The organism is Spirochaetota bacterium (assembly GCA_026414805.1).
Lineage (GTDB): Bacteria > Spirochaetota > UBA4802 > UBA4802 > UB4802 > UBA4802.
In genome coordinates this window covers 1-26986 of the sequence record JAOAIH010000016.1, presented here as the reverse complement: position 1 = coordinate 26986, position 26986 = coordinate 1, and the positions used below count along the sequence as shown (strand labels likewise).

Below are 26986 nucleotides of genomic sequence, written 5' to 3'. Positions count from 1 at the left end.
AAATATGGTTTACTTGCGTAAATATTGTTTACTATAAGGAGGGATTATGGCAAAAAATACATCCTACAGCTTTGATGAATACCTGCAATGGAGAAATAATATAGACTATTACGCTGATGACCTTTTTTTGCAAAAGGTAACCAGGTACTTTTCAAAAGATGATTTTGAAACAGTTGATATCCGTACAAGGGAGCTATCCAGATTAGCCTCATACCGTTGGCGTGATATAGCTGATGAGATTGCTCAACCCCATAACAGGATTTTTATGCAGCACTATGATGGTCACAACCACCGTATTGACCGTATCATACGCCCAACGGCACTAGAAGAAATGGAAAAAGAAGTTTTTGGCCAAGGGATATTTTCTTCAAAAACTTTACCATGGGAACGCCTTGTAAAACAAATATTGATTTATCAAAATGGTGAAGCTGGTATTGCATGTCCACTCGTGTGTACTGAAGGATTGGTTGCGCTACTTGAGCAATACCATGACCATCCGGAACTTGAAAAAATCCTGGTACATTGCAAAGAAGGTATCAATGGCAATTTTGGTATTGGTGCTCAATACCTATCCGAGATACAGGGTGGTTCGGATGTTGCTGCCAACGATGTAGAAGCAGTAGAAAATGGTGACCACTGGCTCCTTTACGGTAAAAAGTTTTTCTGTTCGGCCACACATGCTGATTATGTTGTTATTACTGCCCGTCCCAAAGGTTCAGAGCATGTTGGTTTGTTTGTCATGCCATCATATATTGATAAAAATCTTCAAAAACGCAATGGATATACTATCGACAGACTCAAATGGAAACTTGGTACCGCAGAACTTCCCACAGCAGAGATTACATTCAATGGAGCTATCGCCTATAAAGTAGGGCCAATTGAACGAGGCATTGCAAATGTGGTGGGGATAGTGCTCACACATTCCCGATTAACAGTGGGATTATCTGCTGCAGCGGCTATGATACGCGCTGCACGAGAAGCAACACAGTATGCACAATTTCGCACTGCATTTGGATTTGCTATCAATCAGTTCCCACTGCTCAAGCGTCAACTTGAAGAATTAAATCATTATGCAAAGCGTACACTTGCTGGTGCATTCAAAATCTATGAACTATTCCAATCCTTGCCTGGTGGATTGCGAGGCGGATTGATAACTGATGAAGATGTAGAAATACAACGAAAGCGCTTTTGCGTTAGAATACTCATTATGTTACAAAAAATTGTGGCTTCGTGGGACGCAACTGATGTGTTGCGAAAGGCAATATCAGTATTTGGTGGACATGGTGTTATGGAAGATTTTTCAAGCCTGCCTCGTCTTTTTCGAGATATGATGATCAACGAATTATGGGAAGGTCCACGCAATGTACTCTTAACGCAAATTTACCGTGACATTCAGCGGGCATCGACATGGTATCCTGTGAATGAATTTATTAAAGACATTCTGTACAATGCAGAAACCAGTCTAGTGAACAAAATTGCAGCGTTATTTTCTGAATGTGTGCAGAGCAATTTTATCTATCCCGGGCAGGACAATGCCAAGTTCTGTCTTCTATGGGAAAATGCGTGTCATGACCTTTTACATGAATTCCAGAATTGTGCATTGCATGAAGTAGAACATGCACAGGAGTTAACATCACTTAGAAAATAGCTGATACAGCATATCACCAAGGCGATTCATGTGCTGGTGAATATCTTTCTTACTTCTGCCAGGATAATTGTGAAATGTAATAACTATGCCGTTTAGTGCAGCAAAGAGGCTATGTGCATGTAACCGTGGATTTGGCTTTTTGTTAAATAATTTAGTAAACTGGTCAAGCAACTTCCGCTCAGCGTCATTGAGCTTTTCAACCAGGTCCAGGCTCAACTGGGCATCAAGCATAAAATGCGTCATCATCCTGAAATACTGGTCATTTTTCATTAAAAATTTTAAAAATATGGCGATAGCATCTTTTAATGGATTTTTGCTCTTTGATATAATCTGTTCTAACTCCTTAATTATTTTTTCTGCTCCTCGTAAAAAAGCTTCGACAAAAAGCGACTGCTGGTCAGGGAAATGCCGGTAAATTGCTCCGGGGGTAATGCCTGCTTCCTTGGCAATATCACGCATTGTTACCTGATTAAATGGTTTTGATGCAAACACGCGTTCTGCTGCATCAATGATAATTTTTTTCCTGTTTTCCTTTTCAGATTCTTTTAACTGTTGAAAAGACTTTGCATTTTTCATACTCGTATAGTGTGCGTGTATTCATTTGTATGTCAAGATAATATTATAATCGTTGACCAGTTATGCTTTAAAAGATATTCCTGATTTATTGTATTGACATAATTATTCTATGTGGTAGTATCTCCATCACAAATATAAATTTTTGGGAGGAAATTATGGATTGTGAAACTACAACCTGTATTTCATTTCAGCATTTAGCTATTCTGCATTCCTATTCTAAAAAACTATCGCTTCCATTACGATCGTTTATAGTATATATGGTGATGTATGCAGCCAAAAAAGAAAAAAAGCAATATATGGCTTTTAAACGCATAGCATACCGAAAACGTAAGCAAGATGAGCCTTGGAAGAGAGTGCATTTGGTATTGTACCATTCAGAATATGAGTTTTTTTTAGATGTAAAGAAGCTATGGAAGATGTCAGTTGCCAATATTATTGCTTTTTGTGTGGATAATGTACTTGTTGAATTTTTTGAATACTTCAAGAAGCGATTAAAAGAAATTAATACCGATAACTATCCATTTAATCTTCCGCGTTATTATGAAAACAGGTCATATACTTTTGATTTTTATAGAGAAAAAGGCATCCATTGCCTCAAATTCTACTGGGGACCACCACCCAAGATACTAAAATAAGGTGTTTCTGCCATAAGTACCATAATTTGACAGCTATCGCAAAAATATTATACTATTGACCTGCTACCTACTAAAGTTGCACTTCTATCTTTACATCATTCAATCTTCATCCATAAAATAACTTGAAAATTTTAGTAATCAAACAATACACTATGAGTTGTAAGCAATTCTTGTTATTATTATACTGTAAATCAAAATGAAAAGAGGTGCAGTGTATGTTTGATTACATAATTAAAAATGGTACCATAATTGATGGTACAGGAAAAAAAGCATATAAAGGAACAATCGCAATACTAAAAGATCGGATTATACTCGATAATCAACTAAATGATGCTGTTGCAAAAGAAAGTGTTGATGCTTCTGACAAAATTATTGCCCCAGGATTTATTGATATTCATTCCCACCACGACTTGTATATAGTTGATCAAGATCCTGTACATAGGTTTTCATCATTTGTGCAACAAGGTGTTACCACAGCAGTTGTTGGCAACTGCGGCTGGGCCATGGCGCCATGTATTGACAAATACAAATCAATGGTTTTAGAGCTTATCCAGAGCATGAGTGTACCAGTTAAGCAATTTTATTGGGAATCGATGAAAGAGTACTTTTCTTATATTGAAAAAACTCAACTGATGATTAACGTCGCTCAGCTTGCAGCACATGGCCCAATCCGCATTTCAGTAATGGGAGATGAAAACCGATTTTGTACAGATGAAGAACTTTCGCGTATGAAAAAGCTTTTACGCGAATCAATGAATGCTGGTTGTGTTGGCTTTTCAACGGGGCTAATGTATTATCCCGGCATGTATGCTCATACCGATGAGCTTATTGAATTAGCTAAAGTTACAAGTGAATATGGCAGGCCCTATGTGTCACATCTCAGGGGATACTGCACCACATTGCCATACTCTATCACAGAAGCAGTAACCATAGCTGAAAGCGCGGGAGTGCCATTGCAAATCTCACACCTTCACTCATTGCCATTTCTTCCCTTAATCAGCAATGTGCTACCATATTTCTTTAACATCATTGAAGCAATCAACACTATCATTCCCTTGCCCGGAATACCTAATCCGGCTTTAGAGAAAGGTTTGGAAATTATTAATAGAGCTATCGATAGAGGAATTGATATTGGGATGGATGCACTCCCTTATACCATGGGGAACACCACAATCACAGCATTATTTCCACCGTGGGTTAACAGAGGTGGACGCAGAAAACTACTAGAGCGCCTCAAAAATCCCGATATACGGCAGAAAATAAAAAAGCAGATGGAAACAACAGTACCAAAGTGGCCTCACTGGGAGGAAGATTCATGGTCTGATCCTCACATTCGGGCAATTGGGTGGAAACCTGTGCGAGTGCTATCGGTAAAAAGTCCCAAAAACCGTTGGGCTGAAGGAAAAACATTTATTGAAATTGCAAAAGTGTGGAAAACAGATCCATTTAATGCACTGTGCAGATTGACACTTGAAGAAGAAGGCGAAGTAACATACACCTATGGCTATCCCGCACGGCCCTGGCTTGAGAAGATGTTCAATACTATGCTTACACACCCAATGATGAGCATAGGTGCGGATTCTATTCTACCTTCTTATGAGGAAGGCACTCCCCCGCCTTCAGCATATGGATGTTTTCCCCGCTTTTTAGGGCACTATGCGCGCGAGTTGGGTTTGTTCCCTCTTGAAGAAGCAATCCGGAGGATTACTAGCCTTGCTGCAAGTCGTTATAATTTAGAAAACCGTGGTATAATTAAAAATAATGCGTATGCAGATTTAGTAATCTTTGACCCAAACACAATAAATGAAAATTTTACTAAAGAAGGTAAACCAGCTGCTGCAAAAGGTATAGAACATGTATTTATAAATGGATGCCATATTGTTGAAAACGGAAAAATAACGCATGGTGTAATGCCTGGTAAAGTATTAAAAGCATGAGGAAAATAGAACAACACAGTATTGAACTCCTTGCCCCGGCAGGTTCACCCGAAGCTTTTATAGTTGCACTACAAGCTGGTGCTGATGCTGTGTATCTTGGTCTTAAAGATTTTAATGCTCGCAAACGTGCAAAAAATTTCACTATCGATGAATTTAAATTTGCAGTCAACTATGCACATCACCATGATAAAAAAGTATATCTTACCCTCAATACATTAATATTTGACAGCGAATTTGAACAGGTAATTGATATTCTTGACGTTGCAGAGGATGTAAAAGTAGATGCAGTTATAGTGCAAGATATTGGGCTTATTCACCTCATGCGCACCTACTTTCCTTCTTTAGCGATTCATGCTTCAACGCAAACATTCTGTCATAACAGCTTGCATGCGCAATTTCTTAAAAACTTAGGTGTGTCACGCATTATATTGCCGCGGGAGCTATCGCTTAATGAAATCAAAAGCATAGTGCACAAAGTACCCCTTGACTATGAAGTATTTATTCATGGTGCCATGTGTTTTTCATTTTCAGGATGCTGTCTTTTCTCGTCTTACCTGTTTGGAGAATCAGGCAACAGAGGTAGATGTTTACAGCCATGCCGCTTCCCATTTGCAGTATCAAATAAAACACGTTACCCTTTCTCCATGAAGGATTTGGCAATAGGACCATCAATACTTGATTACATTAATGCAGGGATTACAAATTTTAAAATTGAAGGGCGCTTAAAAAGCACCTGGTATATTAAAGATGTTGTAAGCTATTATAGGAAATTAATTGACTCACTTTTTCATGGCACCAGCTATAAAAGCAATCCACCAACCCTTCGCAACTCAAGCAAAGGATATATGTTCGATAGCTCTTATGAAAAACTAGTTGATACCCAAAAGCCTGGTGTGGCAGGAACATTCATTGGCACGGTAATCACTATCAATTCCAACTCATGTATAATAAAAACCATCCATAACATCACAAAAGGGGCACGCTTGCGGATTATTGACCGTTTTGGGAAAAAAATTCATGAAGGTACATTGCTACATTACACGTACAATGCAAACCAGGGCATTCTTACATGGTTTATCAGAATTAAGGGAGAAACTCCAATGGATGTATACCAAATAGGTGAAAGCAGAGAACTATCATATTTGCAGCAACTTAAAAAAGTTCCATACAAACCATATATTGCACATGTACATATTGATATTGACCATCAAATAAATATTAATGCTTCAATCAAAGATTTTTCAAAGGAATATTGTGTACAGGTTCCTGTACAGAAAGCACTGGCACATGAGCTATCGGCATGTAATATTGAAGAAATCTTTCAGCAGACATCCAGTTTCCCATTTACAGCTATTGTTACCGTAAACGTTAAGGATGGTATTTTTATCCCGCTTTCTGTTGTAAAGCAAATACGCCGTGATGTATATTCCAAATTATATAATGATTTCAAGCTGTACTTGCAACATAATAATCAAACAAGAAAAAGCAAAATTGCTGCATACATCAAATCTATTCAGGAAGATAACAGCGCAATAGTACCCACTGTAAAAACACATCACTATATTGAATTTGAAAATATTCAGCATTCCCAAATCAATGCAGAGACTTTTATTGAATTGCCAGTTTTTGTACCACAAAATGCGTTAGATGATACTATTCAAAAAATTGACATGCTCATAGCAAATGGCCACACCCGTTTTATTATACCAACGTATGGATGGCTAGAATATTTCAAAAACAAAAATGCAATTGTATGTGCAGGGGATTATTGCTATATTGTAAATTCATATACTTACCAAGCATTTAAGCATCATGGTATTAGCTATTTTACTGTATCAGAAGATTTACAAAACTCTGCGTTTTCAATTTTAAATTATAAGGAATATATCAAATTTAAAACGCCACGTCGATACATGATAACCAGACTGTGCATGCCTGATGCTATCTTAGAACATAAAGGGAAGAAATTTTGTGTACAACACTACAAATATTATGATATACTTACTGACTGCACTCAATAAATTCATCCAACAAACCTGATTTTTTCCATAAGCGCAGTTGACTGAAAATCCACATCCTTTGCTATTTCCACAAGATTCATCACAGCATTTGATAAGTCCTGTGTATACTCATTAATCATGGAAATGGATTTGGCAACTTCGCCCAACGCAACCATCTGTTCACTTGCAGAATAATTGATTTCATCTGCATGTGCATGTGTTTCCTTTGTTTTATTGCTGATTATTTTATTTTTTTCAGCCTGCACTTGCATGATTTCACTGATTTTCTGTATATCATCGGCAATCTGCCCTACATTACCTATTACGATGCTCATTGCTGTTACTGTTTCTTGAACAATATGTATTCCTTTCTGAATCTGGCTTTCTGTTTCCCTAATTAAATTATATATCTCTTTCAAACTTTGAGATGTTTGATCCGAGAGCTTTGATATTTCATCTGCTACAACTGCAAAACCTCTCCCCGCCTCACCTGCTCTGGCAGCCTCAATTGAAGCATTCAATGCCAGCAGGCTTATTTGCTCTGCAATGGAATCAATAACGTCGGCAACAGAATTCATCTGCTGTGATTTTATTCCAACATCATGCATTGTAGTGTTAAGCTCTTCCAGTGTTTTTTCATTTTTTTGTGATTGCTGAGCTGTGGCATAAATCTTCTGCGCAGCAGTATCTATGGTAGCTTTGAGCTGTTCAACAAGCTGAGTAAAATCACTCGTGAGACCATCAAGCGTCTTGAGGTTTACCGTTTGCTCTTTTACATGCTGGCTAACCATATCCATACTTGCATTCACTTCTTCAATGGCTGAAGTTACCTCCTCTACTGAAGCAGCCTGGCTCTGTGCCTGCTCTGAAAGTTTTGTAGTCATCTTCCGCATCTGCACAACAGCGTCCATCAAGTGTGATGATGCATCCTGTATTGCACCCACAAGCTGCTTCAATGTTATATATTGTTGTTTATTCTTATCAGATTCTTCTTGAATCTCCTGCATAGACTCTTTCATAATTTTCACTATTAAAAATGATAATGCATAACAGAATATGATTGACATACTACTATCTACAAACCCTGTGAATAAAATCTTTTTTTCAATAACTGCCTGCATGGTATTTAAATAATAAAACAAACAGTTACTTATGAAAAAAAACAGAGCAATTCCGGTAGTCCATACTCTACTGCAAAAAAGCGAGGAAAACACAATCCCCGCAGGCATTAAATACACCATGGATGAATACCCCATTCCCTTTGTTCCGCTAAATTGCAGGTATATACCAATTACAATTGCAACTGATGTCGTTAACGATGTTACATTTGCTGCAGAAAAATATTTACCCCTCATTAAGACTAACAAACTAATCATAGTGCCAATTGCAGGTACAATTCCAATAATAAAAGGTCGTAAAAAATCACCTCTCACCAGTAAGATTATCAATGGGAGGGGAAGTATTACACTTAATATAACGCCATTCATCACATACAGCAATAAAGACCTTTTCTTTATAAGAGGATTTTCCTCTTTGTATAGTACCATTATTCTATTGCGAAACATACTGTTACCCTCATATTAAAATCGATGGCATAATATCATATACTGGATGGACGGTCAACCAAAATTTATTCTTGACAGCACACTAAACATTATATACTATTCCTATATGAATTAATTTGATATTGATGTTTGGCGTGAAGAATTGACGTACATTGTGGGCCGTATGATTATACTTTATATTTATGCATATGTTGAAAAACTTTTTAAAAAGTAGGCTATGCGTATTTATAAAAAAATAAACCAAAGGGTTAGCAATTTGCAATTTCCAACGCCAACTATCTGTGTTAGTGCATGCCTTAATGGCCAAAATGTACGTTATAATGGCCAAACAATACATGATGAGTTTGTTAGCTCTCTTTTAAAATTTTGTCACTCTATTAACGTGTGCCCTGAAATAGCAATAGGATTAGGAGTACCCAGAGATAGAATTTTAGTATATTATGACAACGGCCAATGTAAATTATTTCAGCCTGGAACCGGAAAAGATGTAACCCATGCAATGCATCAATTTGCCAAATCACATCTTGAAGCACTTCATGATATTGATGGTTTTATACTTAAAGCAAAATCACCATCATGTGGCATTTCAGGAACTAAAATTTACAAAGACAGCAAGGGTACCATATTTCACAGCAAAGGGAAGGGGCTATTTGCCATGCATGTGCTTGAACGGTTTGACAATATCCCTTGTGAAGATGAAGGAAGGCTTCGCGATGAAGAGATCCGCGAACACTTTCTTGTAAGGATCTTTACATTTGCTGACATACGTCAAACATTTTCAAAAAACCCTGACATACAAAGTGTAATACAGTTTCATCAAAATTATAAATATATTTTAATGACATATAATCAAAAAAAACTTGCTCAGTTAGGCAGGATAGTAGCCAGTTACACAAAAGGGCAGCTAAACACACTAATTAATGAATACAGGGATGTATTTGTTTCTGCATTTAGGAAAAAGCCTTCCCATAAACAGCATGTGAATACCCTGCTCCATATATTTGGCTATTTCTCAGATAAACTTAATGTGAATGAAAAAAAGCATTTCCTTCACCTCATTGATAAATATAGCAAAAATAAAATACGTCGAAATGTACTAACAGAACTTTTGCTCAATTGGGCTCATCGATTCAACGATAGCTACTTGCTATCGCAAAAATATCTTAGTCCATATCCGGAGGAATTAGCCATGCAGTAATCCATGCCCTATTGCAGAGCAGTTTAGTTTCAATATATCAGAGTGCATAATTTACTATTATACATAAAACCAATTTTTGGAGGTTGCCATGAACAATGATGTGTATTCACAAAAACCATGGTTACAGCATTACGACAGCCACGTAGCACCTAACTTGCAGTACGAAACAAAAACCTTTGCAGAGAAATTTGCCCAAATTGTTGCAAAGTACCCAAACAAAACAGCGCTTATCTATATGGGTACTAACATCACCTTTAAGCAATTAGATGAGCTGTCGAACAGGCTGGCACATTATCTTGTGGACATAGGTGTAAAGCCTGATGATGTTGTGGGACTGCATTTACCAAATATTCCGGCGCATTATATTGGGGTTATAGCAGTTCAAAAAGCTGGTGCAGTATCCACGGGTTTGAGTCCGCTGCTTACCCCATCCGAAATGGAATATCAATTAAATGATTCAAAAACAAAAGTTGTTATCACTTTAGATATTCTGTTTGAAAAGATTGCAGAGGTTAGCTCAAAAGCACCATTTTCTGAGGTGATAGTAACTGAGATTGCTGATTTTCTTCCAGATATAAAGCGTGTATTAGGAAAACTTCTTAAAAAAATACCAACTGCTCCAATTGCTGCTTTGACTGGGAAAAAAGTGGTTAGATTTATGGATGTGGTAAAAAGCTCAAAAGCAGACCATATAATGGTAAAACGGAATTGGGAAGATCTTATATTTATGATGTATACTGGTGGTACAACAGGGCCTGCCAAAGGCGCTATGCTTACTCAGAAAAGCTATATGTCAAATCGACATCAGGTTTTAACTTGGTTGGACTTACAACCAGAAGACATTGCGCTATCAGCATTTCCACTATTCCACATTGCAGGATTAGCATTAGGGGGTTTTTCCATGACACAGGGAATAACACAGATCTGTGTACCCAACCCCAGAGATGCACACTTTTTAATAAGCGCACTCAAAACGTATAAACCAACTTTTGTGGTAAATGTCCCTACAGTATACTTTGAACTGCTAAAACGCCCAGAATTTGCAAAGTTAAATCTTAAGAGTCACCTAAAATGGTGTTTGAGTGCAGCAGCACCATTTCCCGCTGAATATATTAAGTCACTGGAAGCAATCATTGGCCAGGGCAACTTTATTGAATTATATGGGATGACCGAAATGTCTCCAGTAATGATTTGTAATCCACGCTTTGGTACAAAAAAAGCAAGTTCCATTGGTATGCCTATTTCCGATACAGAAGTAAAATTAATAGATCCTGAAACTGGGCAGCTAGCAAAAATTGGCGAAACCGGCGAAATAGTTATTCGTGGGCCTCAGTTAATGAAGGGATACTATAACAAACCTGATGAAACAGCAAAAGCTGTAAGGGATGGCTGGATGTATACCGGTGATGTGGCAAAGATGGACGAAGATGGATACTTTTATATTGTAGATAGGGTCAAAGATATGGTTATTGTATCAGGATTTAAGGTATTTACCCGTGAACTTGATGAAGTACTGGCTCAGCATCCAGATGTGGAGATTGCAGCATCAGTTGGGATACCTGACCCAGAGCGTCCGGGGTCAGAGCGTGTTGGCTGTGCAATAGTGTTAAAACCAGGAATTGAAAAATCTGAACAAGAAAAGGAAAAGATACTCCAGTACCTCAAGCAGCATGTTGCACCATATAAAGTGCCAAAACTCATTGTATTTATGGATCAGTTGCCCACAAGCGGGGTTGGTAAGATATTAAAGAGGGAAATCAAGAAAATGCTGCTGGAAATGTAGCATCAGCTTTCCAAAATTGTACGAATGGCAGAAGCCAATACGGCAAACGACACCGGCTTTGGCAAATAATTGACTGTGTTTGGTTTAAAATTATGTTGCGACAGTATCTCTGCAGGATAACCTGATGTATATATAACCTTAATAGATGGATGCAGTGCTGTGATAAGTTTTGACAAATCCACACCATTCATCTTTGGCATTACAACATCAGTGAATAAAAGATGAATTGTCCCGGCATATTTTTTTGCAATTTCCAGTGCTTCAAATGGATCACTGGTAGGTAACACGGTATATCCCAAATTCTCCAGCATCTTTCTGGTCATATTTAAAATTGAAACTTCATCCTCCACAAGCAAAATAGTTTCAGTACCACGATAGAGCGTCATTATTGCTTCGTCATAATAGGGTGCAAATTCTTTTCTTTCAATGAATAGAGGTAAATAAATGGAAAATGTTGAGCCTTTCCCTTTATCACTTCTAACTTTGATAAATCCTCCGTTATTTTTTACAATTCCATACACAGTAGATAAGCCAAGCCCAGTCCCTTTACCCACTGCTTTTGTAGTAAAAAATGGATCAAAAATGTGTTGCAGTGTTTCATCATCCATCCCTTGCCCGGTATCGCTGACATCAATTACAGCATAATCCCCTGGGAATACTCCATTTTGTAAAGCCATAACTTCATCTAAATTAACAACACTCGTCCTTATAGTAATATTGCCATGATTACTAATGGCATCACGGGCATTTACACACAAGTTGACCAAAATCTGATCAATACTCAATGGATCAATTTTTACCAACAGCTCTTTTTTCAAGGGTTTCCATATAAGCTGTATATTTTCACCAATGAGCCTTTGCAGCATGCCAATAATTGCATCAATAGTTTCATTCAAATTTATTGTGGTGTATGCATCCTCATGCTTTCGGGCAAAGGTAAGCAATTTTTTTGTAATCTCTGCGGACCTCTGAGCTGCTTTCTTTATCTCCTCAACATCTTGGCGAGCAGGACTATCGTTGGGAATATTTATTAGCGCCAACTCAGCATGTCCTGCAATTATGTTGAGCATATTATTGAACTCATGTGCAACACCACCTGCAAGAGTGCCAATTGCTTCCATCTTTTGTGATTGTAACAGCTGTTCCTGTAATTTCTTTTTTTCTTCTTCATCCTTTTTCTTTTCAGTTATGTCAAGAACCGATAGTAACCCGGCAGTTCTTCCTTTATAAATAACAGAAGCCCCAGTTATAAAGACCCACTTTACCAAACCACTTTTATCAACAATCCTGAATTCATAACTTGGCGTTACATGTTCACCTCTTTGTCGTTTTCTTCCGCGTTCTTTTACCAATTCCTGTTCATCAGGATGAATAATATCCCAGAAATTCATTTGATATAATTCTTCCTTGGTATAACCAGTTATACGTTCAGCTGCTGGATTAGCATAGATCCATTTATCGTCCTGATACATTATGATAGCCATTGGAGTAGATTCAGCAAGTATCCGGAATTTTTCTTCACTTTCCTTAAGTGCTGCTTCTATTTTTTTTCTTTCTGTTATATCAAGGATGATAGCAGCAAAATATTCCTCTCCATCATGTTTTACCAACTGTAAATGAACCTCTACATTATATACACTCCCATTTTTTCTTTTATGTACAGTTTCAAATACAATCTTTTTATTAGTTCCTTTTTTTAATGGTTCTATTTTTTTATTAAACGTCTCAAACGTAAATTCAGGCTTAATATCAACAGGAGTCATTTGTGACATTTCTTCAAATGAGTACCCCAGATTATTCAGTGCAGCATGATTGACATACATAAATTTAAGTGTTTTACTGTCAAAGAGGTAAATTTCATTCAACGATTGTTCAAAAATGAGCTTATACCGCTGTATCTCCTTTTCGGCCTTTTTTTTCTCTGTTACATCGCGTGATACTCCTATTATGGCATTAGGCTTTCCTGATTCATCACGTAAAAATTTAACATGAACACTTAAATCTGCCAAAGAGCCATCTTTTCTATATTCCTGTATCTCAATAACACGGGTTCTGTTTTTATCGATATTTGGGTTTTTTTCATTTTCTAATTCCTCTAATAATTTTACATACATATCCTGCAACACTTCTGGTGGGTATCTTTCATCCACACGCCTTTTTAAATATTCTTCAAGAGTAAAGCCTAAGACCTGTTCTACTGCAGGGCTTATATATATAAATTCAAAGTGAAAATCAACTATCCATACAACATCAGATATGTTCTCAGCAATTGCTCTGAACCTTGCTTCGCTATCCTGTAGAGACTTTTCCATCAGTTTACGAGCAGTGATATCGCGCACCACACTTATAATGCAGGGAGTGTTGTCATAACTAATTGGACGTATGCTCACTTCAACAGGAACAACACTACCATCCTTTCGTTTATGTGCTGATTCAAAAATTAATCTTTCTTTTTGTTTGAATTCTTCTATACGCTCCTGAATTAACGCTGCAAATTCCGGTGTATCAAGATCACGAATATTCATCCCCCTTAGCTCTTCAACTGAATATCCAAGCTGCTCACTTGCTGTTTTATTTACCTCAAGTATTGTACCATCAAAGGTATGTATAAATACAGAATCATTAAGATAGTCCAGAATTCCAAGTGAAGATTTGGAAACTGTGCTCACCACTACACCTCATATATAAAAATGGCCAATAATAGCTTCCACTTATATGCTACAGTATAATATAATATATTTCAATAATATTTTACCACGTTACAGAGCACAGAGTGGATATGATAATTGAATCTGAATAAGGAGAGTGCAACTTCAATTACTTATCACAGTGGTTAAGCCACATGAGTACTTCATATAATATGGATACTTTCAGATATATGGTATAATAATTTCTTTAAGCCTTACATAGAATTCATCATTTTCATCAATCTCTAAAAGGCTTTTCCCCGCAGTGTCAAAACGGCAAATAGTCTCTGATAGTGGCAGTGTCCCAATAACAGGAAGTCCATTAACTTCACAGTAACTATCGCCCACTTTATTTATAATAATACTGCACTGTGCTCCATTCATCCGCTCTTTTGAAAGCGCAATCAAACTTTTTGATACTAACATGCTACGAAGTGATGTATCGCTCACAATTATTATATGGTTGACAGTATCAAGCACCCTACGGTTAACCTGTTCAAGGCCCGCCTCACCATCTATGCACACAACATCATAATGCTGTACAAGCAAGCCAATGCAATGGCGTAGAAATGAATTTATGCTGCAAAAACATCCTTCAGCTTCCGGGCGCCCAACAGCCAAAAAATCAAAGCCTTTATGCTCAATTAGACCTGAAAGTAGTTCATAATGTGCCATTGCATATAGTTCATCTTTATTTGTTACCTGCTTTGTGTTAAGTGCATGCGATAGTGACTGACGCAAATCATCCAGTGTTTTAGATGGCGTAACCCCCAATGCCCATGAGAGCCCCTCTGCTGGATCAGCGTCAATAGCCAGTATTTTTTTGCCCGTACCCATTAAATACTTTATCACAATTGTGCATACCGACGTCTTGCCTGATCCACCTTTACCACAAAAGGCTATAACTTTTGGCGTTTGTGTGTTCATACAAGTACCTCAACACATTTGGGCAATCAATACTATGGGGCAACGTCATCCTGAAGCCACACTCCCTTTTCTGTCATCCTAAAGCCACACTACCTTTCTGTCATCCTGAAGCCACGTAGTGGCTGAAGGATCTCATCATTTTCTAATACATGAGATTCTTCCCCCGATACAATCGGGGTCAGAATGACATGCACACACTGTCATCCTGAAGCCACACTCCAAAGGTTCCCTCTACTCCCCCCACTACACGATTCTTCCTTGCACATTATTACATCTACAATGACACTGTAATAGCAATTGCTTTGGTTGTTTTGTAATTTAGGTGCCACCAACCATAGAATTTATCTCTCTGCATATTTGGCTGTTATCACACGTATCGCATTCTTTTATATGCTCCTGTAATCGCTTTGCAAATGTATGCATAATGGTTTTATGCTTTTCAACCAGTGGTGCAAGCAAACCAAGATCTTCCCTTTGCAAACATATCACAATGCTTTCACACGCCTGTACACCATCTATCTCTTTGTACCACTGGTGAAGGCGTGAAAAAAAATTCACAATTGAATTGCTATGAACATAATCATAATGTACACGTACCCACTCCTTATATTCTGATGGATGTACCCGTATCATAACTCCTTCCATTGCGTGCATTATAGGAACAAGCATACATTTTTGCTGATACACATAATAATCCTGTGGCTTGCTTATGTTTGCTTTCACAAGAGTCAGACGACCCCATGCAGATTGGGCTGCAAAAGTTGTGTTACCAAGCAGTGTAAGCCTCCCATCTACTACATCATTCCATACAGTTGAAAGTGCACAAGATCCATACGGACCACCATATTCTGCACCTATTTCTTCTTTAAAAATCATCTGATTATTATATGCCTGTGGCCAGGCAGGGTAACTTGTGCAATTATATACTTTACATTCTTTGCGTATAGCAATTGATTCAAAAATTTTATTAATATCATGATGCAACACGATTTTCCACCCTTTCACGCGCCACCAACGCTGCCCCCAATGCACCCATTATCTGGCACCACTGATGTACAACCAGTTCAGTTTTAAGCACCTGTGCAAGTGCCTCAACCATTCCACCATTAAGCGCTACTCCACCAGTGAATGCTATTTTTGGCACTGTGCCAATGCTTAACGCTAGCGATGCAACACGTGATGCAAGTGCTTTGTGCAACCCCTTTACAATACTGCCAATTTCCTGGCCACTGTTTAAAAGCGAAATTATTTCTGATTCTGCAAATACCACGCATTGATTTGACAATGCAATTTCTTTATGGCCACTTTTATGGAGGTGTGCTAAATCATTTAACTTTACTTCAAGAACATCAGCAGTAATTTCCAAAAACCTTCCTGTGCCAGATGCACATTTATCGTTATACACAAACCTCTCAACATTTCCAAAATTATCTATGCGGCATACTTTGGCATCCTGGCCACCAATATCAACTATAGTGCGTATCTGTGGATCAACACACAATACACCCTTTGCATGGCATACAATCTCTGACTCCACAAAAGTTGCATACGGTATATTCTTTTGTCCATAGCCAGTACCACACACTGCCGCAATTTCACTTTTGGGTATTCCAGTTACACGCTGAAGTTTTTCAAACAACTCCATTGCTGCATCCTTTGGGCTACCTTCAACTGGTACTATTGCATGCCAAAGTAGTTTTGTATCTTCAAGCACTACGGCTTTTGCCGTAGTTGAACCTATATCACATCCTGCTACAATCATTGTTTCCCCCTTGTCTTACTGTACGCATACAGCGCAGCACCTAATGCGCCAGTAAGCTGTGGATCTACATTGGAAATTTTTACTACTGTTACCCCTAAAAGCTTTTCAAGCTCCCTTACCACTGCGTCATTTTTTGCCACACCCCCAGTAATACATACATCCTTTTTCAATTGCAGTTGATTGACAAGTACCGATACGCGTTTTGCCATTGAACGGCATACCCCAAGAGCAATATTTTCTTTGCTTACTCCTTCATTCAGATATTTTATTACATCTGCTTGCGCCCATACAGTACACGCTGATGCAAGTGTAATAGCAGCATTGCCTTTTTTTGCCATGTGCGATAGCTCCTGCAATTCAATCTTTAATATCTTAGCCATCACTTCTAAAAATCTTCCAGTACCTGCTGCACATTTATCATTGGTGACAAATCGGTCAACTTCTCCATCGCTTGTAAGAGATATCACCTTGCAATCCTGCCCGCCTATATCGATGATGGTTCGCACATTGGGATAAAGATAGAATGCTCCTTTACTGTGACATGATATCTCGGAGATTGTCTCGTGTGCAAAGGGTATGCGTTTGCGCCCATAACCAGTGCCAATGCAATATGCAATATCGTTTGTATTAACAGTTGCTATCGCACACGCATTACCCAACGCTTCTAATGCTCCTTCCTCAGGTTTTGGATTTGACTTCACTATTGATGATGCAATAATTTTGTTTCCATCAAAAAGAAGCGCCTTTGTGGTGAGCGAACCTATGTCACATCCAGCAACAATCATATAAGCCTCCGTACCCGCAAGAACTCCTCAAAGCGGTCACGTGTTGATTCCCATGACTGCACACGGTCGTCAAATGCATCAGCATACATAATATGCGTGGGGAATCCTGCTTTTTCAGTATCCTGTGCCAATAACTTTACCATTCCCCAGGTGTTGCGACAACCTGGTGTCCCATTATATACAATGAAGTCAGCATTATACAATCGTGCCAGAGCCAGCGTATCCTCAAGCCACATATACGGCAGGTCATAGGGTCCACGTATGGATTTTATCATCGGCATTCGAGAATTAATGGCAGCAATGCTTACCAGCATATCATCACGAGTATCTGTTTTTATTGAATATGCAGCTTCCCTACAGTTATACTTTACTACAGGGGGATTGCTGTCAGCCCAGAAATGACTCAAAATATTTCCAGAATAGCCAATGCCAAGTTCATCAAGCATCTGCCACAGGCGAAGGCTGTGTGTATAGTGGTCAATATAGCAAAAAAACCCACGCACTTTTTCTAAAGCCTGATATAATCCTTGTTTTTGCAACATCACGTTTTCTTTTCCTTCTTCAACAAGCATTTCTAAAAGCTTGGTGTAAATAGGCATCCCCGCAAACATAAACCTCCCCGCATAGATAAATAGACAGGTAGTTACTGGAAGTGGTAGAGGTTTATAGCAAAGGTACTGTTCTAGAATGTTTATAAGCTCATCCTGTTTGTGTAGCTCCAGCAATATCTGCTGCAAGGTATCATCTTCAAGCTTTCTGCCACTTTGTTCCTCTAAAAATTGAACAAGAGCTTTATAATCTTCCACATGATAGCGTGTAACTCGCTCTTCCACAAGCCATGGTGGCATATTGAGTTGAAAAAATGGTACATCCTTATATGCTGCAAAGAATGCAAATGCATTGGCATTGGTATCACATACTCCCGGCGAATCGGTAACCACCATATCGATTGGTGCTCCAATGCCAGCTAAGTATGCTCCCATCGAGCCACGCTGTGATGAACACGATGTTTCTGTAAATCCTGCTTCATTACAATAATCCAAAAACTCTGCTGTACCACGTTTGTACAAAAATGTCATCATAACAGATAGTACTTCCAGAGTAACGGGTACTATGTCCAGTGCATATAATATTGCCGGTGAAAAGCAAAAGGTGGTCATACATGTCTTTTTGCCACGTGCATGAGCATTCACTATATTATCTAAATACAGTGCCACCATCTCAAGGAAAAGCTGCCCTGCTTTAGTCTTAAATATCTGCATCACGGGTTCTCTGAAATAAGGTATATACTGCAATGCTAATGCATATTCGTTTTGTGTTCCTGATTGCAACCTGGAACCAGCCAAATAGGTACGCCACAACATCCAGTCAAAGTTATATTGCTTTAACGCTTGCCGCATGGAACCCTCCAAATAAAATAACATTTATTTACCCTCACCTCTCATCCCCCATTTATAACAAATGAAATTTAAGGGATGGGGCAGAGCAATAAGCATTGTTCCCCTCAAATACTCTTATTAGCTATGCGTCTTTGTAACCTTCCTTGCCTGTATACGCTCAATAAATGCTTCTATTCGCATCCTGAGCCTTTCATAATCAGCTAAAGGACCATACTCTCGTTCTAAGCGAACACACGGTACACCTATTTTTTCTAAATCGCGTTCAAGAAGACCATTCTCTGCACCATGCAGGTCGCAAAAGCGTATGTTCTGTAAAATTACTCCATCAACCTGTGCTTTTGCTATTGTTTCTAACACTTTTGCCAGGCGCTGTCTATACCCTCCAAACATCCGTGGACAATGGCTATGTTGTAGATATCTAAAAGCTAATGCGTGTAATGGTTCATCATCTTCATTGACATAATCCACATCAAGCCGTGGTCCGTAACACAGGGTGTCAGCTACAACTGCTGCGATATCACCTTCAATTAATTTGAGCAGTTGAATATCATCGTTTGCACTGCCTATTAGCATAAGCCTCAACCTATCATAATGGCTGTGCATTGATTGCGATAATAGTGACTCTAATTTTTGTGCAAAGATTTCACGTGGCATCGATAAACCAGAAACAAACGTAGCAACTGCATCAGCACCAGTAATAGCTGGTGGATGTTGCATGCGTAGTTCATTAAGTTGTGCTATAAGAGTCCTTAGCCTGTTGTAAAACCGTATGGACTCATTCAATTTTTCTAGTGAAAATGATAATTGAAAATGAGCCGTAACACGCTCAATAAATCGTTGCAACTCATCCACAAGCCATTTGATACTATACTCTGTTATTTTATGTGGAACTGCATAGTGAAAGAAAAATCCCGGGACTACAGACAAGCTAAGATTTTCAGCAGTTTTTCTTAAACACTCATCAATCCTTCGCATTGAGTCGCACCCTGGTGTAATGATAATCCCATCCAAAAATGCATAGTGGCCATCAACAAAATGCTGCAGCAAACACTTAGGATGGCTACAAATAAATGGCCCAAACGCTGCATCAGCCACAGACAATGAATGAACATCAATCCCTTTTATACGATATGGCACTATCCCCAATGAGTGCAAAATTTCTTCAGGAAAATATGAACACGTATAGCCAATGCATAATCTTCCTTCTTTTTTTGCGTTCTTAATATATTCATTCTCAATTGATTGCGCTATCATATACATCTCATCAAACATATCATTCCTCCACATCCCTTAATAAGGCGCGTGCAAATGCTTTGCGTGCTTCTTGCATTTCGCTGCTTTGATTGTATAAAAGTGTAGTCCAGCACTTAAGTACAAAAGAGAAAACACGCACAAGAACTGGCTGCAACGCAGCAAAGCAATCATTACCAACTTTGCTAACAAATTCCTCAATTGTTGAAGTATCAAGCGAATGCGCAAAACGATGTACAAGCGAATCAAACAAAAGTTTATTATTGTGATGAAGCAACACACCAAGCCGCATCATGTCATTTATTAAATATGCAATCTCTTCAACAGGAATATCAACACTATCCTGCACAGAGTATTCATTGAGCAATTTTCGCGTTGTAGAAATTTTGTGCAAAGTATTGAGCAAAACATAATGTATCACTGCACGCACGGTATCAGGATTGCCACTCAATGCATCACATACACCATTTCGCAGTTTATTTTTGAGCGATAGTATATTGTTAAAAAACCTATTGCTATCATCTACTCCTGTACCATTTACAACTGCAGCAATTATATGTGTAATAGTGTTTTCAAGTGGCGAAAATGCCGATTCCCTGATAAGCTCATCACCAGTATTTAATTTGCGAATAAGCTCACTCAGTTGATTGGCACTACCACCTAAAGCGCTGGTATCAATTTCTTTTAAAAGCGAATTCACAACATCCGCCAGAAGATCTGGTGCTTGTTCATTTATTGGCTTTAGCGTTGTATGTATTGCCCTGATTGCACAATTAACCAATGAGGGAATGCACGAAAGCAATGCCACCACCTTTGCAGGATACATCCATATACCATTTGCTATCATTCCCAAAATATTTGGCACATGCTTCCCTAAACTCTCTGCATATTTCTTTGCCACTGCCATGTCATGTGTTGCTATAGCGTGCATAACACTTTTGCCCACATTATTCCACCATTGCTCGTCATTAAGCAGTGTTTCAACAGGAATATCCTCCTTTTGCACTTTTACAAATGGTGATATGCATACAACTATAAGCTTAGCTACAACCTTTCTTATTATACTGCCTTTAGCCCACTGTAAAAAAAATGCTTGTATTGATTGATGGAGAAACGCTTTTCCTTCTTTTGTGAAAATGAGCTGTATACACACTGTTGAAAGCCTTTGACTTTTCATTGGCAACTCCTCCAATAAAAACCAGTGCAATAATGTTCAGTAACTATCGCACATGATTATTGTGATGTTTGTTTATATGGTGCTTTATTACATCCATTCTCCTTTACTGCTTCACGTATGAGTGTGACAATGGTATTAACGGCATTATCGTATGAAAAACTTTGAGGAGTAACAATTGAGTGAAAAACCGAACCTAAAAACAGTATAAACAACAGTTCAGAAAACTCGTACGGTATTTTAAAAATTTCAACCATTGCATTTTTATAATAATCAGCAAACGATTTGAACACTGGCTCATGTTCTTCTTTACTTGTGTTTCGCAACAGGTCAAACGCAAGCAACATTACATGCCGATAGTATTCGGCGTTTTGTTTCCAGAAATCTTTAGCAATATCTATTCGCATGCTTGTGACATCAATATCCCGCACCCTGTTTTTTACATCTCCTACATTGGTGCGCATAACCCAGTCAAACAGTGCTTTAATAATTGCCTGTTTATTTGGAAAATAATGGTACAAGGTGCCTGTTGATACTCCAAGCACCTTTGCAATTTGCCGCATTGTCATTTTGTCATATCCATACTGAGCAAAAACCCAGAAACAACGTGACAATAAATCATCACGATATGCATCATGATCCACTACTTTTGGCATTTAGTTCCCCATATCTATATTAAAATTTATTTTGATTTTGTTAAATGCTTGGCCAGGCGCTTGCCTAAGCTGTACAATGTAAGCGCTGGCGGAAGCCCCCATGCTTCAGGTATTACCGAACAATCACACACATACAGGTGTTCTTTTTCGGTCTGTAAGTTCTTATCAAGAAGATGGCCTATCTTTACAGTGCCACCAGGATGTGCTGCAATATACCAGGATTTGAAGATATTTTTTGCACCTGCATTTTTTAAGATATTTTTTGCACGCTCATACCCATGCATAAGTTTCTTTCTGTCATCAAACGCCAGTCGCTTTCGCACACCTTCATTGTTTGTTAGATAGCCACCTAAAGAGTCCTTTTCTTTAATCATGATTTGTAGAGTGTGGCTGTGACTTAAAAGGCGGTCAACTCGCAGCACCTCTGCTGCAAATGCCTGGTACAAAAGCTGTGGCACTGTCATATCAGTCATTACGTAACCATCCTCAATAAACTGATGTCCACATGCCATAGGGAATTCCCTGCCGCCTTTTATATCCGTAACTGTTCCCATCACACAAATCAATGGATCAAAAAAGTAATCAAACCCTGCACCTTTAATACCACTGTTGCGTAAAATAATTGGCGAGCCTATGCCACCAGCAGCTATGATGATGTCACTACCATATACTTTTTCTTTTTTTCCTTTTTTTGTATATTCAACGCCAATAGCACGTTTACCATCAAAAATGACTTTCTCAACTTTAGCGTTTACTATTAATGATGCACCCAACTTTACAGCTTCCTCAGCCCACATTCGTGCATTGAATTTTGCACCATACGGGCATCCCAAATTGCATTTATCGCAAGAAGCCCTGCATTTGTCCTGATATACAAACTTTGGCAATTTATCCCACGGATAACCTAACTCACGAGCACTCTGCATAATGCGCTTTGCCATGGGTCCAATGAGCTCATCCTTCAACGGAGCTATTGGTAACTCTTTTTTGCATTCAGCTATCTCTTTAGTAATATCAATACCATATTTTTTGAGCATAGCGGTGGGAGGATCAAATGCAGTTGCATAATAAAATACCGAGCTGCCACCCATTGTGATGCCGCGAACCATTGCAAGCCCACCATATGTAAACAGAGTGCCTTTGCCGGGCATAAACATGGATGCTGCCTGCAAGTACGTGCCTTTGATGGTGGGGTCAGAGCCTCTTTCTAACATCAAAACTTTTTTCTTTTTTTTCGATAGCTCCCTTGCAACGGTTGCCCCACCCGGACCAGTTCCCACCACAATTGCATCATATACTTGGTTTGTTTTCATAACTGTGCAAACCTCCATAAAAAATTTATATATATCATTATATTTATTTATATCGAACATTCGTTATAAAATAAATTTTGTCAACAACTTTTTATATTTTTATTTCTATCACTTATGTAATGTTAGATAGACTTTTGAGTTTTTGTACCATAAACGACAGCTCAACAGAAAAATCCGAAAGATTTTGTGCACTGGATGCTATATCCTGGATTGTATCGTTGAATATATTAATACTCTTTGCTATTTCATCAAGGGCTTGTTTTTGTTCATTTGTTGCAGTTAAAATATTACTTGACTCCTGCAGTAACTGCTCCAGCGAATCTCGTGTGTGCCTGTTAAGATTAAGGTCTTGCTGCGCTAGCTTTACTACTTCATCTATACTGCCAGATAATTTCTCAATATTTCCTATCATAGTATTGAGTACATTTATAAAACCATCAAGGCGTTTTGAAGCCTGGGTAATTCCCACGTTGCTTTTGTTAAACATATCATTGATAATTTTTAAATTTGCCTGTGTGTTATCCGCAAGCTTGCCTATCTCCTCAGCAACTACCGCAAACCCTCTCCCATATTCGCCTGCTCTTGCAGCTTCAATAGCCGCATTAAGTGATAAAAGATTTATTTTATCCGAAATATCCTCAATGATTTCAACAGTATTTTTCATGCCTTGAAATTGGGAAAGCGCATTATGAACATCAACCAGAGTAAACTGTATTTCATTTCTAGATTGGTCAACCATAGCATTTAAAATATTTCGTATTTCGATAGCTTCCTGAATTTTGACTCCTACATCGGTAACTATCTGATATAATGAATCCATATTGTTTTTCACTTCATTTCCCATACCTGACTGATGTTGCACCATTGCAAGCACCCCCTCTCCGCTTGCGGTGACTTCCTCTACTGAAGATGTTATTTCTTCCAGCGTTGTAGCCTGTGACTGAGTAGTTTGTGAAAAATTGTCGGTCATGCCCACAAGTTTTGATGTTGCAACAGCAAGATCCTGAGAAACTTGATACGTTTGTTGCAGAATATTTTCAATTTTAGATTTATTTTCATGCACCTCATTTACTGATACAAGTATCTTATCATGTGATCTCATTTTCATAGTTATGAATGCCACACAAATACCACCAAACGCACTTATTGCAATAACACCATCCTGCAACAAATCAAGAAACTGTTTATGATTCAAAACACCTGTTTTATAAAAATGAGTTGCATACAGTGCATGAGCAACACCATTAAATATTGTAAAAACTATAACCGAAGTTCTGTTGCTGATGAGAGTAGTTGTTGCAATCAAAGGGAAAACATAAAATATTGAATCAATAACTGTGAGAGTATCATCAACTCCTGTTATTAGCCATATTATGTACCACAAAACAATGTTCAGTGGCAATAGCATACAATAGCTTGCTAATATAATCCTTCCCTTTACAGTAAGATAAAATGCTATGAGCAGGGATAGTTCACACAACACTACCCCAAGATGGGTTGGATGGTATGCACGGTATAATATGAACATGGAAATACCCAACGCAACCAAACCCACAGTAAGAATAAAATAAAGAATAAATAATGCCTCAGCCTGCTGTCGGGTTAGATAGTCTTTATTATCATAACTTTTTAAAAACTTTTTTAATAATAACATACAAAATACTCCGGAAAATTACTTTAAATAAATCAATACAATAGAAATAGAAATTATAAAATTACATTTCAGGGACGTGTCCCTTTATGGACACATTTATTGTAAAAAACTGCTTTTTTTAGTTAATTCCAAATGATTAAAGCAGTTTTTAAGAAGTGCACATAATTTAGTCATTAAGATATAAATATATTTTAATAACCAATAAAATAGTAAATTATTTTAAAAGTCAACCATTAATTGTTGATATACAATATTTTATAAAGTATTATTAATGCTGTATTGAAAGATATACTATACCCTGATCAAATTATAGCAATATACTTGTCTCAATTTTCACTGACAAAAGAAAGAGTATATTCCTACAATTTTAACAACAGTGATAACATATACATTATATTTATAGTATAATAGATTGGATTTATGTTTAATTCTTTCTATATAATTTTGTGATTCACTATATATTTTACATGTGATTTAATTAAACTCTGTCAATAGAAACTCCAATCCATAAGATAGATCCTTCGCTTAAATAGTATGAAATCTTTAAAATAACTCCGTATTATCTTTTTAGTTACAGTCTCAATGAGCCGAAATTAACAGAAAAAAATTACAAATACTTCAAATCCAGTGATACCAGTTTGTATAGAATATGATCTATCAACAAATAAAGTAAATGCTTCGATGGTTGGACTGGCATTTATAATAGCAGGCAACAAATCGGTATCAGTATCACTTAGTTTGGGTCTTGTACATACAGTGAAACATCATGGTACAACAAAACGTTTTCAAATGGATTACAAATGAAATCATCAATTGTGATGGTGAGTTTTACTATTCAAAGAGATGCCATTTACTGAATTTTTAAACAATAAAAATAAACAAGAATTGACTTATTTGAATATAAATATATTAAGATTGTTTTTTCTTAAAAATTACTGAAAAAACGCACAACCAAATTATAAATTATTGTATACATTCAATTAAGGAGGTGTTAGTTTGACTGGTCCAATTATTGACAAACAAAAATGTACACGTTGTGGTGAATGCATAAACATATGCCCCAAAGAGGTCTTATCAATACAAAATAAACAAATCACAATTATAAATGACGATTGTATATTATGTTCACATTGCTATTGTGTCTGTAGATTTGATGCCATAAGCTTTAAAGAACTAAAAAAATTAGTTTTTTCGTTTGGAGATACTACAATAGCAAAACCCAAAATTAAACCAGCAGATATTATCAGTTTTATTCATTCGCGAAGAAGTGTACGGCAATTCAAACCAGAACCAATCAAGGAAGACATAATAAAGGATTTAATTGAAGCAGCAGTACTTGCACCATCTGCAAGTAATTGCCAGCGATGGCAATTTGTAGTCATAAATAGCAGGGAAAAGGTTTTAGCCCTTGCTGAAGATATTAAATCTTTTTTCATCAGGCTTAATAAGATTGCTGGGAATCCATTGTTACGATACATGTCAATCTTTTTTGCCGGTACAAGAATACTACATTACTATAAAAATAATTATGAATCAGTAAAACTAGGTCTTCAACGTGCAAAAGAAGGGAAGGATCTTTTATTCCATGAAGCTCCATGTGTGATTATTGTCCACAGCGACATGGAAGGGAGTATGCCCGTTGAAGATGGACAATATGCTGCCTATAACATTACACTGGTAGCACATGCAATGGGCTTGGGAAGCTGCTTCATTGGATATGCATCTGCAACAATTAACAATGCAAACTATATAAAGCAAAAATTACTTATTCCTAAAAACCATAGAATCCATGCAGTAATAGCACTGGGTTATCCAAAAACAAAATTTGTAAAAAATGCTTTGCGCAAGGAATATGAATTAAAAATTATATAAACTGCCCCCCGGTCCCGACTTGCCTCGGGACGACCTGCTGGTTTCTCCAAAAAACTAAAGCCTGTCTTCCTGACAGGCTTCATGCTCCCCCGGTCCCGACTTGCCTCGGGACGACCTGCTGGTTTCTCCAAAAAACTAAAGCCTGTCTTCCTGACAGGCTTCA

At 37.8% G+C, this 26986-nt stretch carries 20 protein-coding genes; 7 read left to right on the top strand and 13 right to left on the bottom strand.

Annotation, left to right across the window (positions count from 1 at the left end; genetic code table 11):
- The first annotated feature begins 46 nt into the window (after positions 1 to 46).
- Positions 47 to 1648 carry an acyl-CoA dehydrogenase family protein gene (locus N3F66_04960; protein MCX8123497.1) on the top strand — a complete coding sequence of 534 codons (1602 nt, stop codon included), beginning with the start codon at positions 47 to 49 and terminating at the stop codon, positions 1646 to 1648.
- Here the strand turns inward: N3F66_04960 and N3F66_04955 are convergent.
- Positions 1634 to 2224 (bottom strand): TetR/AcrR family transcriptional regulator, encoded by a 591-nt coding sequence (locus tag N3F66_04955; GenBank protein MCX8123496.1) that lies wholly within the window; start codon positions 2222 to 2224, stop codon positions 1634 to 1636. The genes N3F66_04960 and N3F66_04955 overlap by 15 nt on opposite strands.
- Positions 2225 to 2379: 155 nt before the next feature.
- On the opposite strand from N3F66_04955, the gene N3F66_04950 reads away from it, so the two are divergent.
- The 3 genes from N3F66_04950 to N3F66_04940 all read left to right on the top strand — a co-directional run bounded on the left by N3F66_04950 (position 2380) and on the right by N3F66_04940 (position 6817).
- Positions 2380 to 2859 (top strand): hypothetical protein, encoded by a 480-nt coding sequence (locus N3F66_04950; GenBank protein MCX8123495.1) that lies wholly within the window; start codon positions 2380 to 2382, stop codon positions 2857 to 2859.
- 215 nt (positions 2860 to 3074) lie between these two features.
- Entirely contained in the window at positions 3075 to 4796 is a 1722-nt protein-coding gene (locus N3F66_04945) for an amidohydrolase family protein (protein MCX8123494.1), read from the top strand.
- The gene (locus N3F66_04940) at positions 4793 to 6817 is read left to right on the top strand and encodes a U32 family peptidase (GenBank protein MCX8123493.1); all 2025 of its coding nucleotides are present in this window, start codon (positions 4793 to 4795) and stop codon (positions 6815 to 6817) included. The genes N3F66_04945 and N3F66_04940 overlap by 4 nt, the downstream gene beginning before the upstream one ends.
- 2 nt (positions 6818 to 6819) lie before the next feature.
- Here N3F66_04940 and N3F66_04935 read toward each other — a convergent pair whose 3' ends face one another.
- Positions 6820 to 8361 (bottom strand): methyl-accepting chemotaxis protein, encoded by a 1542-nt coding sequence (locus N3F66_04935; GenBank protein ID MCX8123492.1) that lies wholly within the window; start codon positions 8359 to 8361, stop codon positions 6820 to 6822.
- Positions 8362 to 8617: 256 nt separating this feature from the next.
- Here N3F66_04935 and N3F66_04930 point away from each other — a divergent pair, with 256 nt between their 5' ends.
- Both N3F66_04930 and N3F66_04925 read left to right on the top strand, forming a co-directional pair.
- Positions 8618 to 9559, top strand: a complete 942-nt coding sequence (locus N3F66_04930) for a DUF523 and DUF1722 domain-containing protein (GenBank protein ID MCX8123491.1) — start codon at positions 8618 to 8620, stop codon at positions 9557 to 9559.
- Positions 9560 to 9647: 88 nt separating this feature from the next.
- Entirely contained in the window at positions 9648 to 11342 is a 1695-nt protein-coding gene (locus tag N3F66_04925) for an AMP-binding protein (GenBank protein MCX8123490.1), read from the top strand.
- A gap of 2 nt (positions 11343 to 11344) precedes the next feature.
- Here the strand turns inward: N3F66_04925 and N3F66_04920 are convergent, their stop codons facing one another.
- The 11 genes from N3F66_04920 to N3F66_04870 all read right to left on the bottom strand — a co-directional run bounded on the left by N3F66_04920 (position 11345) and on the right by N3F66_04870 (position 24951).
- Positions 11345 to 14011, bottom strand: coding sequence for a PAS domain S-box protein (locus N3F66_04920; GenBank protein ID MCX8123489.1), 2667 nt, complete (start codon positions 14009 to 14011; stop codon positions 11345 to 11347).
- Between the two features lie 201 nt (positions 14012 to 14212).
- Positions 14213 to 14956, bottom strand: a complete 744-nt coding sequence (locus N3F66_04915) for an AAA family ATPase (GenBank protein MCX8123488.1) — start codon at positions 14954 to 14956, stop codon at positions 14213 to 14215.
- A gap of 318 nt (positions 14957 to 15274) precedes the next feature.
- Positions 15275 to 15943, bottom strand: coding sequence for a hypothetical protein (locus N3F66_04910; GenBank protein MCX8123487.1), 669 nt, complete (start codon positions 15941 to 15943; stop codon positions 15275 to 15277).
- Positions 15930 to 16718, bottom strand: coding sequence for an acyl-CoA dehydratase activase (locus N3F66_04905; GenBank protein MCX8123486.1), 789 nt, complete (start codon positions 16716 to 16718; stop codon positions 15930 to 15932). Before N3F66_04905 ends, N3F66_04910 begins: the two co-directional genes overlap by 14 nt.
- The gene (locus N3F66_04900; GenBank protein MCX8123485.1) at positions 16715 to 17503 is read right to left on the bottom strand and encodes an acyl-CoA dehydratase activase; all 789 of its coding nucleotides are present in this window, start codon (positions 17501 to 17503) and stop codon (positions 16715 to 16717) included. Before N3F66_04900 ends, N3F66_04905 begins: the two co-directional genes overlap by 4 nt.
- Positions 17500 to 18903 carry a 2-hydroxyacyl-CoA dehydratase family protein gene (locus N3F66_04895; GenBank protein MCX8123484.1) on the bottom strand — a complete coding sequence of 468 codons (1404 nt, stop codon included), beginning with the start codon at positions 18901 to 18903 and terminating at the stop codon, positions 17500 to 17502. Before N3F66_04895 ends, N3F66_04900 begins: the two co-directional genes overlap by 4 nt.
- Positions 18904 to 19020: 117 nt before the next feature.
- Entirely contained in the window at positions 19021 to 20175 is a 1155-nt protein-coding gene (locus N3F66_04890) for a 2-hydroxyacyl-CoA dehydratase family protein (GenBank protein ID MCX8123483.1), read from the bottom strand.
- Position 20176: 1 nt separating this feature from the next.
- Positions 20177 to 21331: a hypothetical protein gene (locus tag N3F66_04885; protein MCX8123482.1), complete on the bottom strand. Its 1155-nt coding sequence runs from the start codon at positions 21329 to 21331 to the stop codon at positions 20177 to 20179.
- Positions 21332 to 21387: 56 nt separating this feature from the next.
- Complete coding sequence (locus N3F66_04880; GenBank protein ID MCX8123481.1) at positions 21388 to 21984, bottom strand: TetR/AcrR family transcriptional regulator; 597 nt, start codon at positions 21982 to 21984, stop codon at positions 21388 to 21390.
- Positions 21985 to 22010: 26 nt separating this feature from the next.
- Positions 22011 to 23297 carry an FAD-dependent oxidoreductase gene (locus tag N3F66_04875; GenBank protein MCX8123480.1) on the bottom strand — a complete coding sequence of 429 codons (1287 nt, stop codon included), beginning with the start codon at positions 23295 to 23297 and terminating at the stop codon, positions 22011 to 22013.
- A 112-nt stretch (positions 23298 to 23409) separates the two neighbouring features.
- Complete coding sequence (locus N3F66_04870) at positions 23410 to 24951, bottom strand: methyl-accepting chemotaxis protein (protein MCX8123479.1); 1542 nt, start codon at positions 24949 to 24951, stop codon at positions 23410 to 23412.
- A gap of 996 nt (positions 24952 to 25947) precedes the next feature.
- Here N3F66_04870 and N3F66_04865 point away from each other — a divergent pair.
- Positions 25948 to 26823, top strand: a complete 876-nt coding sequence (locus tag N3F66_04865; GenBank protein MCX8123478.1) for a nitroreductase family protein — start codon at positions 25948 to 25950, stop codon at positions 26821 to 26823.
- Positions 26824 to 26986: the final 163 nt, after the last annotated feature.

What these genes read in the sequence shown, in the direction of transcription:
- N3F66_04960 (MCX8123497.1), top strand. Translation starts at nt 47, where the DNA reads ATGGCAAAAAATACATCCTACAGCTTTGATGAATACCTGCAATGGAGA.
- N3F66_04955 (MCX8123496.1), bottom strand. Translation starts at nt 2,224, where the DNA reads ATGAAAAATGCAAAGTCTTTTCAACAGTTAAAAGAATCTGAAAAGGAA.
- N3F66_04950 (MCX8123495.1), top strand. Translation starts at nt 2,380, where the DNA reads ATGGATTGTGAAACTACAACCTGTATTTCATTTCAGCATTTAGCTATT.
- N3F66_04945 (MCX8123494.1), top strand. Translation starts at nt 3,075, where the DNA reads ATGTTTGATTACATAATTAAAAATGGTACCATAATTGATGGTACAGGA.
- N3F66_04940 (MCX8123493.1), top strand. Translation starts at nt 4,793, where the DNA reads ATGAGGAAAATAGAACAACACAGTATTGAACTCCTTGCCCCGGCAGGT.
- N3F66_04935 (MCX8123492.1), bottom strand. Translation starts at nt 8,361, where the DNA reads ATGTTTCGCAATAGAATAATGGTACTATACAAAGAGGAAAATCCTCTT.
- N3F66_04925 (MCX8123490.1), top strand. Translation starts at nt 9,648, where the DNA reads ATGAACAATGATGTGTATTCACAAAAACCATGGTTACAGCATTACGAC.
- N3F66_04915 (MCX8123488.1), bottom strand. Translation starts at nt 14,956, where the DNA reads ATGAACACACAAACGCCAAAAGTTATAGCCTTTTGTGGTAAAGGTGGA.
- N3F66_04905 (MCX8123486.1), bottom strand. Translation starts at nt 16,718, where the DNA reads ATGATTGTAGCAGGATGTGATATAGGTTCAACTACGGCAAAAGCCGTA.
- N3F66_04900 (MCX8123485.1), bottom strand. Translation starts at nt 17,503, where the DNA reads ATGATTGTTGCTGGATGTGACATAGGTTCGCTCACCACAAAGGCGCTT.
- N3F66_04895 (MCX8123484.1), bottom strand. Translation starts at nt 18,903, where the DNA reads ATGCGGCAAGCGTTAAAGCAATATAACTTTGACTGGATGTTGTGGCGT.
- N3F66_04890 (MCX8123483.1), bottom strand. Translation starts at nt 20,175, where the DNA reads ATGTTTGATGAGATGTATATGATAGCGCAATCAATTGAGAATGAATAT.
- N3F66_04885 (MCX8123482.1), bottom strand. Translation starts at nt 21,331, where the DNA reads ATGAAAAGTCAAAGGCTTTCAACAGTGTGTATACAGCTCATTTTCACA.
- N3F66_04880 (MCX8123481.1), bottom strand. Translation starts at nt 21,984, where the DNA reads ATGCCAAAAGTAGTGGATCATGATGCATATCGTGATGATTTATTGTCA.
- N3F66_04875 (MCX8123480.1), bottom strand. Translation starts at nt 23,297, where the DNA reads ATGAAAACAAACCAAGTATATGATGCAATTGTGGTGGGAACTGGTCCG.
- N3F66_04870 (MCX8123479.1), bottom strand. Translation starts at nt 24,951, where the DNA reads ATGTTATTATTAAAAAAGTTTTTAAAAAGTTATGATAATAAAGACTAT.